Raw genomic sequence first — 14,861 nt, 5'->3', positions numbered from 1 at the left:
AATGTAAATTGCTGATAATTATTTGCCATTAACACATAGTCAAAAAAAGCAGCTAAGGCTTTGGTAAGGTAGCTTAAAGCGCGCTCACCAGTAAAACGGGGGGGGCGCGCTTTTTTGTGCATCGCAACTTTTTTGTCTAAATCTGGGATAATCAAGACTTAATAAGGAGCGTGCCCATGAATTTCCTGACCCTGGATCTTAATTTATTGCGCGTATTTGACACAGTCATGGTCGAGCAAAACTTGACCCGAGCGGCGGACAAACTGGCGATGACGCAGCCTGCGGTATCGAATGCCATTAAGCGTTTGCGTTACTCCTTGAATGATGAATTACTGATCCGCACTGCCTACGGCGTGAAGCCGACGCCGCGCGCGGAGACTTTGTGGCCTTCGATACGCGAAGCATTATCGACGTTAGAAGCGGCCATCGCGCCAACCAGTTTTGATCCATCAAAAGCGGTGGCGACTTTCAGGATGGCGATGGCGGACTCGACCGCTGCCTTGTGGATGCCCACGTTAATCACCGCCTTTGAACGCGAAGCGCCGCACATGAATGCACGTATGGTGCCGTTGACAACACGCGAGCCACGGCCGTTGTTGATCCAAGGTGATATTGACATCGCGGTAGGATTTTTCCCAGGTGTGGTTGCCCAATTGTCCGGCGGTCAAGGTGCGGCACGCAGTCCGATTCGCCATGAGCGCTTGTACTCTGGCCATTATGTGTGCGTGATGAGTAAGAATCATCCTCTTGCCACGCAGGAATTGACACTGGATAAGTACTGCGAAGCGAACCATTGCCTAGTGAGTTTTTCCGGACGCGCCCATGGCTTGATTGATGATGAATTGCTGAAAATGGGACGTGAGCGACGCATCTTATTGACGGTGAATCAATTCTTTACTGGCGGTAAAGTCGTGGCGAATTCTGATTTGCTGACAGTACTACCTTTGCACTTCATTGCATCGACTGGCATGAGTGATTCCTTGGTGTGGAAAGAATTGCCCTTTGAAACGCCTGAAGTACACGTAGATATGCTGTGGCATGAGAGAGATGCGCGCAATCCAGCACACAAATGGTTGCGCGACCATTTTGTCAATATGACGCACGAAATGTTTCAAACACCTTAATGAAAGCTAAATGTTAGCTAAGTGGTTTTTGGTCAAAAGATAGTAAGAGAAAGAAATTATGTTTACAGGTATCGTGCAAGGTGTAGCGACAATACAAAAAATCGTCGATCAAACTGGATTGCGTACCGTGCAATTGGCCTTCCCCGAGGGTTTTGATCATGATCTCGCCATTGGTGCCAGTGTCGCAACCGATGGCGTTTGTCTGACAGTGACCAGGTTATTGCCGAATGCCGCAGAGTTCGACATCATGCAACAGACTTTGAGCATTACCACCTTAGGCGCATATGGCGAACAAGTGCAGGTGAACGTAGAACGTGCTGCTAAAGATGGCGCAGAAATCGGCGGTCATCCACTATCCGGGCACGTTGATTTTGTGGCAAAGATCGCGCAGATTCGCCAAATTGAAAACAATTACGTCTTGCGTTTTGCGGTGCCCGCGCAATGGATGCGCTACATTTTTGCTAAAGGTTATATCGCGATTAATGGTGCGAGTTTGACGATTGCAGAAGCCAATCGCGACGAACATTGGTTTGAAGTCTGGTTAATTCCAGAGACTTTGCGCATGACAGTTTTTGGACAAAAGCAAGTCGGTGATGCGGTGAACATAGAAATCGAAAGACAGACCCAAGTCGTGGTCGATACCGTGCGTAGTATGTTGCAAGAAACTTTGGGGCCACTGTTGCCAGCCTTAGAAACACTGCTGGCGCAGCAAGGAAAAGCGCTTTAGTTTGGAGTGAGGATAGTTTGTTTGTCAGACTCTAAATTCGACTCCAAATGTTTTTTCCAAACACCGATACGCCAGGCAGCCCAGGTGCTGAGCGCCGCACCTAGTAACAAAATGACGCGGGTGTCGATTAAAGTCAGCACAGCACCGGCTAAAGCCATAATGATATTGGCCAGGCAAAAAGTGGTGGAAATTAAACCCATCACTGCGCCCTGTCCGTGATGCCCAAATTTTTCTGAGCACCAACTTGGCAGCACGGCGTTGTAAAAAGCATTTGGTAAGCCAAATAGAATAATCGCGATTAACCCTAACCAAATATTTCCTATCCCAACACAGGCAATTGCCAGCGCTGCAAGATAGGCATGGATGCGCACCCGTTTTAATGGCTCGATTTTGCTCGGACGTCCGGCAAAGATAGAACTGAACATCATCAAACCGCACAAACCTGCGGTCACCCAAGCGATGCCTTGCGCATCGTAAGCACCATTTTCAACTAACCACAGCGGGAAGAATTCATAAAACGCGGTAACACCACAGGTATAACTAAGTTGAATAATAAACAGGGTGCGCATAACGGGGTCACGCACCAGATTCAGTGAGTGTTTGTCTCGCGCGACTTGCCACCAGGAGGTGGTTAAATGCGATTCTGCTTCTTTGGGCAAGGCGATTGCGATCAATGTCGCGGTCAATAGCAAGGCCACTACGGCAGTCCAAAACGGTACGGTGATGCCCCAGATTAACGTGATGCCCGCCAACAAAGGCCCAGCTAACCAGCCCGCATAAAACGCACCATTCAGCCACGCCAAGGCTTGTACCCGTAAGTCGCCTGTCAGCCTATCGGCCAGCATGGCACGGGCAACGGAAGAATTACCTTCCAATAAACCGGTAACAAAGCGCGCAAAAATAAACAAGGGATAAGATTGTGCGATCAGGGCCCAGGCTGTAATCGCATGACCAATCGCCGCGCCAACCGCACTTCCCAATAAGATAGGGCGACGCCCGTAGCGATCCGATAATGGGCCAAGCAAACCAGAGCCAATAAGTAATCCAAGTGGATTAATACTCAAGGCGATACCAAATAATAATTTCGGCGGCAAACCTAAAAAATGATTGAGATCATTGCTCGCATCGGCGGCGAATAAGGGCGGCAAAATCGGATAAGGCAGCGATGCGCCTATCGTTGAGAGTATCGCCAATAAACAGGCGGCGGTGATTAGTAATGGGGTTTTCATAAGGGAAGTGGGACAAATGCGGACAAGCCAAGGATGCTGGGATTGTACCTTGTTGTGCTGGTCTTCACTTTGCACCACCTAGATTGCACATTGAGCATTCAGTCGTCGTGAGTATGCCATTTACATTTCTAATATTCCTTTACTAACGGGCCAAACCTGGCCACTCACCAAGACTTCGCCCAGTGGATTGATCAAGGTATCCAAGCGACTCGGACGACCGAGAAAGCGCCCCTGATGGAACTGTACGACATCGTTAACGCCTGATAAGCCATGCATGTGGTAATAAGCTGCAGCCGGACCGGCGGCACTACCAGTGGCAATGTCTTCGACCTTGCCCAAATTATCCCAGGTGCGTATTTCTCGGTGTTCGACATCAAGCACAAACACAAACTTGGCACCGAGTTCCAACAATTCCGTTTCCAGATCCAGTCCGCAGATAGTCGTTTTTTCTAAAGCATGACTATGCACAGGAAGTATCAAATAATCCAAACCCGTTGAAACAACTTGTGCGGCTAAGTCTTGCCTAACATCTTCGGGTCTTAAATTCATTCTATGAAGGATAGGCAGGAGTCGTTCTAACGATATGGGAGCATCAATGCGGGGGCGGCCTTGATTCATTTGGCAGACGAAATAATCTTTGTGTTTCCAGCTTTCCACCTGTATGGCTTTCTGCGAGAGCTGCAGCGTCCATTGCGCATAGTCACTTGCCGCCGCCTGAGTACGATGCAAAATTGCAGCAGCACCCAATACTGGATGCCCAGCAAACGGTAATTCTTCTTCTACAGTGAAGATACGAGCGCGTGCCCCTGAGCTGCTGATTCCGGACAAAAAGATAGATTCGAATTGACGCATTTCTTGCGTCAGGCTCTGCATACGTTCATCACTCCAGTTTTCTGTGTCGAGGAATACACATAAGCCATTGCCGCTTAAGGGCGCATGCGCAAACACGTCAACATGATAAAAATTTTCAGTTTGCATGGGCAGGTTTATCGCTTTGTAAATTTTGTTAGTCGTCTGCTGGCGGGTGCCAGACGCTTAACATTGTAGAGGTAAATTACTTTGGGTTTGCGGCACCTTGCTCGGATGCCGCCTGAATTCGCCAGAGCCTAGTTTTAAAATAGCAAAATTCGCAGCAAGTTGGCCGTAAATTCCCCATAAATTCATAAATTTTTCGATTATCATGCAGCTATCGGCATATATTGAATTTTTCTATTTAATTGATTTGGAACGTTTTATGAAATACAGTTTTTTCCTAGGCATGTTTTTTTCCACTCTGGCTTGCGCTCAGACCCAGTCGGCACTTCCTAATTCAGCAAATCAGGCACAGGCGGATGCAAGCACTGCCAGTGCGCCACAAGCGGTGGCACCAGCGCCTTTGCATATTACTAAGCTTGGCATTATCGATACCGTGATCGGTACGGGTGAGGAAGCGACTAACGGTAGCATGGTTGAAGTACATTACACCGGTTGGCTGTACAACCATAAAGCACTGAATTTGCATGGCGCAAAGTTTGATAGCTCACGCGATGCGGGCACACCATTAAGCATACAGCTAGGCATGCGTCAGGTGATACGTGGTTGGGATATGGGTTTGCTGGGCATGAAAGTCGGCGGTAAACGTACCTTATTGATTCCTGCATATCTCGGTTACAGCACGCAGGGTTCCGGCAATATTCCACCCAATTCACATCTGGTATTTGACGTTGAATTAGTCTCAGTGAAGAAGTGATAATGGCACGTAGTTTAGAGGGCGTGACTTTGGAAGCGCTGTTGACAGAATTGGTGGCCGTATATGGCTGGCAGCGCTTGGGCGAGTTAGTACCAGTTCAATGTTTTTTAAACGAGCCTAGCATAAAGTCTAGCCTCAAATTTTTGCGCAAGACGCCGTGGGCCAGAACTAAAGTTGAGCAGTTGTACCTGAGTATAGAAACGCGCACTGAAATTAAAGAATAAAAATTTGTAAAACCAAGAAAGAAATTGTATGACATTAAGAATCATTGCCACTGGTGGCACTTTTGATAAACATTACGACGAATTGGCAGGCAAGCTGACTTTTTCTGAAAGCCAACTGCCCGACGTTTTAAAGCGTGCACGCTTAACAGTGCCAGTCGAGTTAGAAGTGCGTAGTAGCTTGATTGATTCACTTGATATGGTGGATAAAGACAGACAAGAGATTTTGCAGTCCTGTCAAAATTCACCAGAAAAAGCGATCGTGATTATTCATGGCACCGACACCATGCGTGAAACGGCGCAGGTTTTGGGGGGCGCTAGTTTAGATAAGACGATCGTTTTTACGGGCGCAATGATTCCTTACGAAATCGCCAATTCAGATGCCTTGTTTAACTTGGGATTTGCTTGCGGTGTAGCGCAATTATTGGCACCCGGCGTTTATGTTGCGATGAATGGTCAGGTGTTTTCATGGGATAACGTGCAAAAAGATCGCAGTGCAGGTGTGTTCGTCACCAATTCCTAAATCACAGTTTTTGGACGCAGGTATCACATGAATCGACTATCACGCTTCCCTTTATTTGCGGTGCTAACGGCGCTGCTGCTGAGCCTGCTTGCCTGCGAGGCACCCATCGTGCCGCGCTTTGACTCTGTCTATTTCTTTCAAGAAGAAGATACTTTAAAGGCGAAGAAAGTTAATTTCGAGGAGATGTCAGTCTACACACGTAGTTTGCAAACCGCAGTCGCCAAAGTGCTTAAAAAGTCGCAAGTGAAACCAGGTAATGGCTATATCGTCGTGGCAGTTCGTTCCGATCAGGAAACGGCAGTCTGGTTAGATATGGATCCAGCCTTACATGAATACTACGATTACGAAATTGTCGAGGCGATTAAGAAACTACGTCCTTTTGCGGTTGATAACGGCATCGTGGTGTTTGCAATTAAGATGGCAATAGAAACGCCGAAACATACGGAAAAAGCAGTGCCAGAACCAGAAGCATGGAAAGAAGCGAAGAAGAAACTCGCCGATCCAAACGATGTGGAACAACTGGTTTTATCTATCTGGCCTGAATAGACAAAACAAAATAGAGGATGCGGTTGGTAACGTAATTGAACTCGTCTTGCATCCTTTTTATACCTCAAAAAAACATCCCAGATTTATGCAAAAAGTCCTATATCTAGGCTATGTCTGGCCGGAGCCGAATTCGTCCGCAGCTGGTAGCCGGACCATGGAATTTTTGCGTCTGTTTCGCCAACAAAATTGGCAAGTGCTGTACGCCAGTGCCGCCAGTTTGTCAGAGCACAGAGCCTACCTCGCAGCATTAGATATCGCAGAAAAAGTAATCGCAATTAATTGCGACAGCTTTGATCAATTGCTACAAACTTACCAGCCTGACTTGGTGGTGTTTGACCGTTTTTTCACGGAAGAACAATTTGGTTGGCGAGTGGCGCAATATTGTCCTCAGGCCTTGCGCGTGCTCGATACCTGTGACTTGCATAGCTTACGTGAGGCGCGCCAGCAACTCCTAAAGCAGTCGATGCCAGCGAATGCCAAAGAGGCTGAGCGACATCAAGTTGCGGCAGTCACGGCAGACGCAGCCACTCTGTATAAATGCATGGCGGACAGTGATTTGGCACAGCGTGAGATTGCTGCGATTTATCGTTGTGATTTGAGTTTGATGATTTCATCTTTTGAAGTGAATTTATTGCGCCAGTATTTTTCCGTGCCTGACTATTTGTTGTGCGAGACCAATCTGATGTTGGTGCCGACCGAGACGTCACAACTGACTTCCACGCGTACTTACGAACAGCGCCAGCATTTCATTAGCATAGGTAATTTCCGTCATGCGCCGAACTGGGATGCCGTGCTGTGGTTGAAACACGCGATCTGGCCGCGTATTCGGCAACACCTACCAAAAGCCGAGTTGCATGTGTATGGCGCATACCCGCCACCCAAGGCGATGGCCTTACATCAACCGCAACAAGGCTTTCATTTGCGCGGTTGGGCTGAGAATGCACAGACGGTCATGGCACAAGCCAGAGTCTGCTTAGCCCCTTTGCGTTTTGGCGCGGGCATTAAAGGTAAATTGGCCGATGCGATGGCGGCTGGGACGCCTAATGTGACGACACAGATCGGTATTGAGGGCATGTGTGGAGATTTGCCTTGGGGCGGTTTGCTTGCTGATGAGAGCGAGGCTTACGCCGAAGCTGCGGTGCGGCTATATCTAGATCAGAACTTATGGCAATTATCGCAGCAGCAGGGGCAGACGATTATGCGACAATTGTTTGATCGTGAGGCTAACACCTCACTTTTTTTGCAAACCTTGTTGCTAGCTCGTCAGCAGCAAACCCAACGACGATTGCAGAATTTTACCGGGGCGATGTTGCGACATCATTTGCATAAAAGCACGCAGTATATGTCGCAATGGATTAGCCTAAAAAATCAAAAAACTTAAATAACTATCCTTAACTCAATATTACCGACATCATACTAATAGATCCCATCACCATTTCGTCGTTTTCAATTCTGATCTGATCGTCAGGATGTTTTGCACCGAGTATGTATAGCAAAGGTAGATAGTGTTCACTGGTTGGCACGGAAAGTTGCGCGTCAGTGCCGAATTGATCATAGTTGACCGCATCCGCGAAATTTTCTTTGAGTATTGTTTCTCGAATGACGCCATTAAAACGTTGCGCCCAATCAAAGCTGGCAACACGAGGATCCAAACGGCGCAAGTTGTGCACCACATTACCACTCGCAATGATCATCACACCTTCTTCACGTAAACCAGCGAGGCGTTGACCTAAATTGAAATGGAACGCTGCATTCTCATTGAGATTTAGGCTGAGCTGAACAACCGGAATATCTGCGTCAGGAAACATCTTCACTAAGACTGACCAGGCGCCGTGATCCAATCCCCATTTCTGATCCTGCATCAAAGGCATAGGCGCCAATGCTTGCGCAATGCGCTGGGCTAGTTCTGGGCTGCCAGGTGCTGGATATTGCATCGCGAATAGCGCCGGCGGAAACCCGCCAAAATCATGAATAGTCTTAGGTTGCGACATCGCTGTGACGGCGACAACATCAGTCATCCAGTGCGCTGAAATCATGAGGATAGCTTTAGGTTTGTTTCCACCTTGGCTAAACTCACGACCCAGCTGCGACCAGCTTTGGGTGAACTGATTCTCTTCCAAAGCGTTCATAGGACTACCATGACCGAGGAAAAGGGCGGGTTGTCTGGGTTCGATCATGAGATGTCCTTACGACGGTGTAGTTTGGCGATTAGCGTTTCGAATCTGTACCACATTTTTCTAGAAATCTCTGTACGGTCTGCGCCGCTAATTGAGGTGCTACTTGTAAAACAAAATGTGGCGCCTTTATTTTCTCTATTTCAATATTCCTAATGCCATGTGCTAAATGTTCTGAGGTAGCGCTTGAAATCAGCAGATCTTCGCTAGCGACTATCGACAAACACTTTATTTTAATTTGTCTCGCAAGATTGGAGTAATCTACAGTGAGCGCTGCTTTTGCACGAATTTGGAAAACATCATTGCTTACTTTCGCAATGGCTTGAGCCAACATCTTCTTAAGCGAAGACGTTGAATATCTCCCTAATATGAAATGCTGAATTATAAAAAACGGTGCCAGTTTCAACGGTAGCTTAGCGATTATTTCTTGCACACCATTAAATATGGGGAACGGGTTACGAGCGAAAGTACAGACAAAAATCGCACCGATCAGATTTGCTGGTGGATTGGCAGCAATTGAGATGGCAATCGGGCCAGAAAACGACTCTCCAAGAATCACGAATGTCTCGTCTGTCGGTAGTTGATTTCTTACCTGTATTTCCAACTCAGCATAATTGAAAGGATGTTGTATATCATAGGAGATTACCGTTCTGGGAATACTCGAATCTAATTGCTCAAGGAAGGGCTCGAAGCAGTCACCTGTTCCGTCCATTCCAGGTAGGAGTATCAATCGTGTCATGGGAAAATTAGTCTAGTGCCCACAATGCCGCCTTACGAGCATGCAGCGCTGTAGTATCAAACAATGGCACACTCGCGTGGCTCTGATTGATTAGCAAAGAAATTTCCGTGCAGCCCAATATGATGGCTTGTGCCCCATTCTTGATTAAGTTATCGATGATACGTATGTACTCTTGGCGAGAGCTTTCTTGGATATTGCCGAGGCAAAGTTCTTCGTAAATAATGCGATGTATGACTTGACGATCCGCCTCATCGGGCGTGATTACATCGAGGCCGTGCGCATGTTGCAGCCGGTCTTTGTAGAAAGCCTGTTCCATTGTGAAGCGTGTGCCTAGCAATGCGATACGTTGATAACCGTGTGTTTTGATTTCTTCTGCAGTAGGATCGGCGATATGACAAAGTGGAATCGCTACCGCAGCTTCAATCGCTGGTGCTACTTTGTGCATCGTGTTGGTACATAGCACCAGCATGTCGGCACCGGCGCGTTCCAATGCTTGTGCCGCATTGGCCAAAATTTTTCCCGCACTATCCCAATCACCGCTGCGTTGTAGCACTTCAATTTCGTGAAAATCGACGCTGAAAATGATGACTTTGGCAGAATGCAATCCGCCCAATGTTTGCTTTACGGTTTGATTGATTTCACGGTAATAAGGGATGGTGGATTCCCAACTCATACCACCAATTAAGCCAAGCGTTTTCATGTGAGTTCCAAATCGAATGTCGTTGCTATAAAAAGTTAAAGCGCGGCTACTTCAAAGTCAGACGTTTTTTGATGGTCGTTTCTGTGCCATCTTTTTGCGTCAATAATTCCAGCGTAACTTGTTTTTCTTTCGCTAACCAAGTTACGCTTTTCAATTTTCCTGCTGGTAGTTTGGGGTAGGGCGTGATGCTGTTCTTTGCTACCTTAAAACTGCTGATCACTTTTGTCCCTGTATCTTGAAATAGCGCGATCTGACCAGTAGGCGAAATACTAAACTCGCTGCATTGACAGAGATGACGTTTTTCGAAGTACAAAAATTTGAAACTTTGATTACTATGCCAACGTCCGGGCACATTAATTTGTTTGGATTCTTGCGAGTGAAAGCCATTACCCAAATCTTTATTCACTTGAGTTAAAACCTGTGCCTGTGCAAAAGGCACCAGTAATGCTAATCCTAAGAGTGAGCCAGCAAGGGCGCTTAGTATTGCGCGCAAATAAGACGTGGGACCTAGCATGGTGATAAGCGAAATAAGTGGAGACAGACATCATAAACGCAATTGACAAGTTTTGCCCGCCCGATGCCTGAGCTGTTCAGTTGGAATCAGCGTATTTCAGCATCCGCTTTTTTTTGCATAGGGATAAACTGTAAACCGTGCATTTCTTGTTTTTCCGCTGTTGGTATAAAGCCAAATTTTTCGTACATTTTTTCCGCGAAAAGCGAGGCATTGACGGTGAAATTGCCAGGGTTACCTTGTTGCGCTGCGTGGGTTTGCAGCTGTTGCCATAGTTGTCTGGCATAGCCTTGCGATTGCTGTTCGCTGGCGACGAACAGGTGATAAAGATGGCTATTGTCGCGCAAGGCAATGGCTGCGATCACTTGATTTTGTTCATTGCATCCTAGCCAATAGACATACTGATCCGATGTCAAATAGCCGCGTATCGCCGCGCTGGTAATCGATTTGAAAAATTCTTCTGCGCCACGTCCATCGGCATGAATGGTGAAGTAGTGCGCCACACTATGTACTAAGGCACTGATGGCATCGGCATCTTCAGCGGTGGCGCGGCGTATATGTAGGCTCATGTTTTAGTAATTTATTGAGTATTGATTTCAAACTGTGCTAACAAGGCGGAATACTCTAGCTGCCAGTTTTTCAGGCTAAATTCACTTTTGGCACGCAGGTGATCCAGGAACACTCTGATTGCGCTGCGTGTCGCTAGTTTTACATTGGGATTGAGTTCTTCTCCACCCGTATTCATTCTATCGGTAAAAATACTGTGGGAGCCATCCTTAAAGACCAACAGACTTTTCTTTGCTTGAGTTTGCAATGCCATCGCATTAAACACCTTGATTCTGTCTTCAACTCCCGAGCCATAGCCGGGAATATTGATGTCATCTTTGGTTGAGGTGATGTGTAAGCTAGGAATAGTGATATCGGACAGTATGTTTTTCACATTGCCTTTGCCGTAAAACGGTGGCGCAGAGATCAGGATAGCGGCTTTGATGCGTTTGTCGGTGAGTTGCAATGCCTGCTCCTTACCTGTCCCATTTTTTAGCGTGCTATCTGTCACGCTAGCACCCGCGATCAGCATTGTGGTATTGGCACCAAAAGAATGACCCGCCATAAAGATTTGTTCAGAATCAATTTGATTCACAAGCTCACTACTCAAAAGCTGATCAAGGGCAAAGCTAGTATCACGCGCCCTAGCAATTGCTTCGGTATCGCTGGCGGCATCGGCTAGTCGGAATAGCAGCGTGAATCGACTGCCTGTCCATAAACTCCTGTCACTACCAGTATGTTGCAGATGTAGGCTGGCATAACCGTGGCTGGCCAGATATTTGCCGAGATAGCTATACCCTTCGCGTGATCCGCCTAAACCGTGCGAGAAAATCACTAAAGGCAGCTTTTGTTCAGGTGCCGACATGCGCGGTAAGTAAAGCTTGGCGGGAACAGCACGATTGCGACCCGGATCAGACCACTCGAACATACGTGTTTCATACAAGCTTTCATCGATGGATAGTTTATCTTCTGCTCGGTAGGGAGACACTACACTTGAAGCGGTATCAGTTTGTTGCGCCATGCCCACTGGATTAAATGCTATGCCACAGAACCCAGCGAATAAGAGTTTTGCTATGAATGAGCGAGGGTTTTTCATTTGCCGATTACCATAAAGTGGTTTGATACTTTTGAATCGATTGTAGCTTGAAAGTTCAGTTTGGTTTTGGATCAGAGTGTGACATCCACGTTTGTCGAATAGCAAGACGAAGATGATCTAGGCTCGATTCAAGTGGTGATTCGTCTAGCAACTGCGTGCAAGCACAAGTCAGAAGCCGTAAAATCGGGTAGCATGTGGTCTTTGCGCTGCCAGCTTATCTTAGTAAGATAGAACCTAAGCTTGCTAACTTATCCGCCTAGGCTGATTTAGGCAATTTTGAATATCTGGCGCAAACCAATACCACTTAACAGGAAGTTTATTATGTCTGAAGAAAAAGAAAGCAATAACGAAGCACGTAGTCCCTTTTTGGAAGAAAAAGCATTTAAATCTCGTACCGTTTTGGTGTTTGGAACGATTAACGACAAATTGGCCGCAGATGTCAGTAAGCGTTTGATTGCCTTGTCGGCTGAATCTAAAGACCCAATTACTTTGTTGGTGTCGTCGCCAGGTGGTCATGTTGAATCCGGCGATGTCATTCATGACATCATTCGCTTTATCGACGCCCCTGTGCGCGTGGTCGGTACTGGCTGGGTTGGTAGTGCTGCAGTGAACGTGTTTTTGGCAGTGCCTAAAGCACTCCGTGTTTGTTTACCAAATACGCGTTTCTTGATTCATCAACCTAGCGGTGGCGCTGGCGGACAAGCGACAGATATCGCGATTCAGGCTCGTGAAATCGTCAAAATCCGCGAACGTATTGCAGCTTTAATCGCCAAAGAATCAGGTCAGACTTTAGAAAAAGTCACTGCAGATATCGAACGTGATTATTGGATGAGCGCCGTGGAAGCTAAAGAGTATGGTCTGGTTTCTCGCATTATCGTGCAGCAAACTGAGTTGGATGCGTAAGCGATAGTAGACGGTCAGTAAAAAAAGTGAAGCGTAAGTTTCACTTTTTTTTTGTGCTTATGACGCGCGAGTTTTCTCAAGCAACATCCCTATGAGAATTTGTGATGATGAATGCATTCTCGAGATATTCCCTTCACTTCTTTTTAAGACCCTCATTATGATGCGCAATCGGTTCGCGTTTTACGCACTGTTTCCCTTGGTCGCTTTTACGGCATTTGTCATTCCAGCGAAATGGTTGGTCATGCTGGGCTTGATCAGTATAGGTATGTTTCCTCTATCGCTCATCATAGGTATCGCTTTTCTACCCGTATTCTTCGCCTTGCTGGTCTGTTGCAGCGTGGGCATAGTGTCGTTATGGATTTCGCTGCGTTGGGAGCGAAAGCTTGCGCGTTTAATCGGCATAGCGCCACTCGGCTTCATTCCCATTTGTATTTATTTAAGCCAATTTCTCGCTAAAATTACGGCGCAACAGGATGCCAATTACCTTTTCTTGTATCTCGATGTATTAGCTTTACAAGCCCATTTGCTCTATCCGGCACTGGCCATTGTTTTAGCCGTATTGGTCTGGACGCGCAAAGCAATTAATCCCGATGCGCCAGTTGATGCGAGCACCATAGGGCAAACCCTGTTGATGTGGTGTGCGATCCTGGCGTTTTGGGCGCTCGCGGTATTCACTTTGCTTTCTACGCGAGAGCCGATCAAGCAGTATCTAGACCAAATAAGAATCGATAGTGAGCATGTGATCGAATCTGATAACAGCAACCCTATAGTGACTGCGGTATGTGCGGGACAAGTAGCGCAGGCGGATAAATTAATTACAGAAAAAGGTAAGGGTTTGGGCGCTGGAGACATTGACCATTTGATCGGAAGCTGTCTCAAGAAACGTATTGGAGATCCACGCACGAATGAGCCACCACCGTTTTACGGCGATCGGGTCGGCGTAAGCTTGAAAGCCATTCTCTCCTACGAAAAAGCCAATGGGGTATCAGTTCAAAACGGATGCAGTCCGTACCGTAGCTTGTTACTAAAGGAAATCTACAGAAACAATATCGATGAAAGGGGACTGAGCGCGTTTCAACAAATGGATTTGCCGGTTAATTGCCCGATCAGATTCAATGATGGCAGCTACCATCCCGTGTGGTGGAACGTCATTTATAGTTCGCCCACGACAATAATCACTTATGACAAATTAAACCGCTTGGAAAAAATAGGCATATCGCTTTTGGAGACGGATAGTCATGGGAATCAATTTTTTAGTAGTAATTGGAATGGTTTTTGTGACTATACCGATGACAGCGCTTTGTTGCATTTGATTGAGCGTGGTGTGAGTACGAGTTTTATCGAGTCAGATACGTCACCACTCAGCATCGAGTTGTTAAAGCGTCGTTTTGGCTACCGGCGTGACGATACGAAAACGGACGATATTGATAAGTTACTAGAGGTAGTCGGCGAACCGGACTTGCCGACTTTATTAGATGCGAAAAAGGGACGTTGGTGGAGTTTTCCAAGTCGAAAAGAAGATGAGCCGAATAGTATTGCACTACACGACTACTTAGATAAACGCATCGCTGAGCTGGAAGGCCAAAAGCAAAACATAAAAAAGCGCCCGACAAATCCTAAGATCAACTAGCTTCCTCCTTCTATTCCAGACATACCTGAGTTGCGCGTTACTTTAAGCTAACAGACTCAATAGTGTGTGGAGACATGATGTCAATTAGCATTGGTTCGTCCCCCATCGGCAACGACGCCATGCGGGCATATCAACAAGTCAAACAACGCGGCGAGCCAGCAGTGGTAGGCGCCGAGTCACAAGCACATCTCGACGCGAGGCAAGATGTTGCCGATGTTGTTGAGGTAAAAATCTTAAGTACTGAAGAGCAAATTCTGGAGCAAAAAGCCTTGGAGAAGAGTTGGGGTTTGATTAGTGCGATTTTGGGGACGCAGGTGGATGTGTTTGTGTGATGTAGCTTGGAAGCAAATTAGCTTTTTCGCTTTCTTGAAAAGGCTAAGTTCAACAGTAACTTATGCATGCTCCCTTCTCCCGCAAGCGGGAGAAGGGTTGGGGATGAGGGTGTTTGTAAGTTGGTGAAAGT

18 protein-coding genes are annotated in these 14,861 nt (G+C 46.8%); 10 read left to right on the top strand and 8 right to left on the bottom strand.

What is annotated here, in order from left to right; translation table 11 throughout:
• The first annotated feature begins 176 nt into the window (after positions 1-176).
• Together ACO0KZ_RS03775 and ACO0KZ_RS03770 are read left to right on the top strand one after the other, a co-directional pair.
• Positions 177-1,124, top strand: a complete 948-nt coding sequence (locus ACO0KZ_RS03775; RefSeq protein WP_422992902.1) for a LysR family transcriptional regulator — start codon at positions 177-179, stop codon at positions 1,122-1,124.
• A 58-nt stretch (positions 1,125-1,182) separates the two neighbouring features.
• Positions 1,183-1,851: a riboflavin synthase subunit alpha gene (locus ACO0KZ_RS03770; RefSeq protein ID WP_422992900.1), complete on the top strand. Its 669-nt coding sequence runs from the start codon at positions 1,183-1,185 to the stop codon at positions 1,849-1,851.
• Here ACO0KZ_RS03770 and ACO0KZ_RS03765 read toward each other — a convergent pair.
• On the bottom strand, positions 1,848-3,080 hold the full coding sequence (locus ACO0KZ_RS03765) for an MFS transporter (protein ID WP_422992898.1): 1,233 nt from the start codon (positions 3,078-3,080) through the stop codon (positions 1,848-1,850). The two genes, ACO0KZ_RS03770 and ACO0KZ_RS03765, sit on opposite strands and share 4 nt — an antisense overlap.
• Before the next feature lie 120 nt (positions 3,081-3,200).
• Positions 3,201-4,058, bottom strand: a complete 858-nt coding sequence (locus ACO0KZ_RS03760; RefSeq protein ID WP_422992896.1) for a PhzF family phenazine biosynthesis protein — start codon at positions 4,056-4,058, stop codon at positions 3,201-3,203.
• Positions 4,059-4,314: 256 nt separating this feature from the next.
• Here ACO0KZ_RS03760 and ACO0KZ_RS03755 point away from each other — a divergent pair, with 256 nt between their 5' ends.
• The 5 genes from ACO0KZ_RS03755 (at position 4,315) to ACO0KZ_RS03735 (ending at position 7,480) form a co-directional block, all read left to right on the top strand.
• Positions 4,315-4,809, top strand: a complete 495-nt coding sequence (locus ACO0KZ_RS03755) for an FKBP-type peptidyl-prolyl cis-trans isomerase (protein WP_422992894.1) — start codon at positions 4,315-4,317, stop codon at positions 4,807-4,809.
• A gap of 2 nt (positions 4,810-4,811) precedes the next feature.
• Complete coding sequence (locus ACO0KZ_RS03750) at positions 4,812-5,033, top strand: VF530 family DNA-binding protein (protein WP_422992892.1); 222 nt, start codon at positions 4,812-4,814, stop codon at positions 5,031-5,033.
• Positions 5,034-5,061: 28 nt separating this feature from the next.
• The gene (locus ACO0KZ_RS03745) at positions 5,062-5,553 is read left to right on the top strand and encodes an asparaginase domain-containing protein (RefSeq protein ID WP_422992890.1); all 492 of its coding nucleotides are present in this window, start codon (positions 5,062-5,064) and stop codon (positions 5,551-5,553) included.
• A 27-nt stretch (positions 5,554-5,580) separates the two neighbouring features.
• Positions 5,581-6,099, top strand: coding sequence for a hypothetical protein (locus ACO0KZ_RS03740; protein ID WP_422992888.1), 519 nt, complete (start codon positions 5,581-5,583; stop codon positions 6,097-6,099).
• 85 nt (positions 6,100-6,184) lie between these two features.
• A complete protein-coding gene (locus ACO0KZ_RS03735) occupies positions 6,185-7,480 on the top strand; it encodes a glycosyltransferase (RefSeq protein WP_422992887.1) in 1,296 nt (431 codons plus the stop codon).
• A 10-nt stretch (positions 7,481-7,490) separates the two neighbouring features.
• Here ACO0KZ_RS03735 and ygiD read toward each other — a convergent pair whose 3' ends face one another.
• The 6 genes from ygiD to ACO0KZ_RS03705 form a co-directional block, all read right to left on the bottom strand.
• Positions 7,491-8,276: a 4,5-DOPA dioxygenase extradiol gene (ygiD, locus tag ACO0KZ_RS03730; RefSeq protein ID WP_422992885.1), complete on the bottom strand. Its 786-nt coding sequence runs from the start codon at positions 8,274-8,276 to the stop codon at positions 7,491-7,493.
• Positions 8,277-8,307: 31 nt separating this feature from the next.
• Entirely contained in the window at positions 8,308-9,012 is a 705-nt protein-coding gene (locus ACO0KZ_RS03725) for an alpha/beta fold hydrolase (protein WP_422992883.1), read from the bottom strand.
• A gap of 7 nt (positions 9,013-9,019) precedes the next feature.
• Entirely contained in the window at positions 9,020-9,712 is a 693-nt protein-coding gene (locus ACO0KZ_RS03720; RefSeq protein WP_422992881.1) for an aspartate/glutamate racemase family protein, read from the bottom strand.
• A 46-nt stretch (positions 9,713-9,758) separates the two neighbouring features.
• Positions 9,759-10,226 carry a hypothetical protein gene (locus ACO0KZ_RS03715; RefSeq protein ID WP_422992879.1) on the bottom strand — a complete coding sequence of 156 codons (468 nt, stop codon included), beginning with the start codon at positions 10,224-10,226 and terminating at the stop codon, positions 9,759-9,761.
• Positions 10,227-10,312: 86 nt separating this feature from the next.
• Positions 10,313-10,792: a GNAT family N-acetyltransferase gene (locus ACO0KZ_RS03710; RefSeq protein ID WP_422992877.1), complete on the bottom strand. Its 480-nt coding sequence runs from the start codon at positions 10,790-10,792 to the stop codon at positions 10,313-10,315.
• Positions 10,793-10,803: 11 nt separating this feature from the next.
• The gene (locus ACO0KZ_RS03705; protein WP_422992875.1) at positions 10,804-11,865 is read right to left on the bottom strand and encodes an alpha/beta hydrolase family protein; all 1,062 of its coding nucleotides are present in this window, start codon (positions 11,863-11,865) and stop codon (positions 10,804-10,806) included.
• Between the two features lie 321 nt (positions 11,866-12,186).
• Here ACO0KZ_RS03705 and ACO0KZ_RS03700 point away from each other — a divergent pair, with 321 nt between their 5' ends.
• The 3 genes from ACO0KZ_RS03700 to ACO0KZ_RS03690 all read left to right on the top strand — a co-directional run bounded on the left by ACO0KZ_RS03700 (position 12,187) and on the right by ACO0KZ_RS03690 (position 14,730).
• The gene (locus tag ACO0KZ_RS03700) at positions 12,187-12,768 is read left to right on the top strand and encodes an ATP-dependent Clp protease proteolytic subunit (protein WP_422992873.1); all 582 of its coding nucleotides are present in this window, start codon (positions 12,187-12,189) and stop codon (positions 12,766-12,768) included.
• 157 nt (positions 12,769-12,925) lie between these two features.
• The gene (locus tag ACO0KZ_RS03695; protein WP_422992871.1) at positions 12,926-14,398 is read left to right on the top strand and encodes a hypothetical protein; all 1,473 of its coding nucleotides are present in this window, start codon (positions 12,926-12,928) and stop codon (positions 14,396-14,398) included.
• Positions 14,399-14,472: 74 nt separating this feature from the next.
• Positions 14,473-14,730 carry a hypothetical protein gene (locus ACO0KZ_RS03690; protein WP_422992869.1) on the top strand — a complete coding sequence of 86 codons (258 nt, stop codon included), beginning with the start codon at positions 14,473-14,475 and terminating at the stop codon, positions 14,728-14,730.
• Positions 14,731-14,861 lie beyond the last annotated feature (131 nt).

The sequence above is a fragment of the Undibacterium sp. Di24W genome, assembly GCF_049340325.1.
Taxonomy (GTDB): domain Bacteria; phylum Pseudomonadota; class Gammaproteobacteria; order Burkholderiales; family Burkholderiaceae_D; genus Undibacterium.
Note: the sequence above shows the minus strand (reverse complement) of the source record. Positions and strands in the feature narration are given on the sequence as shown.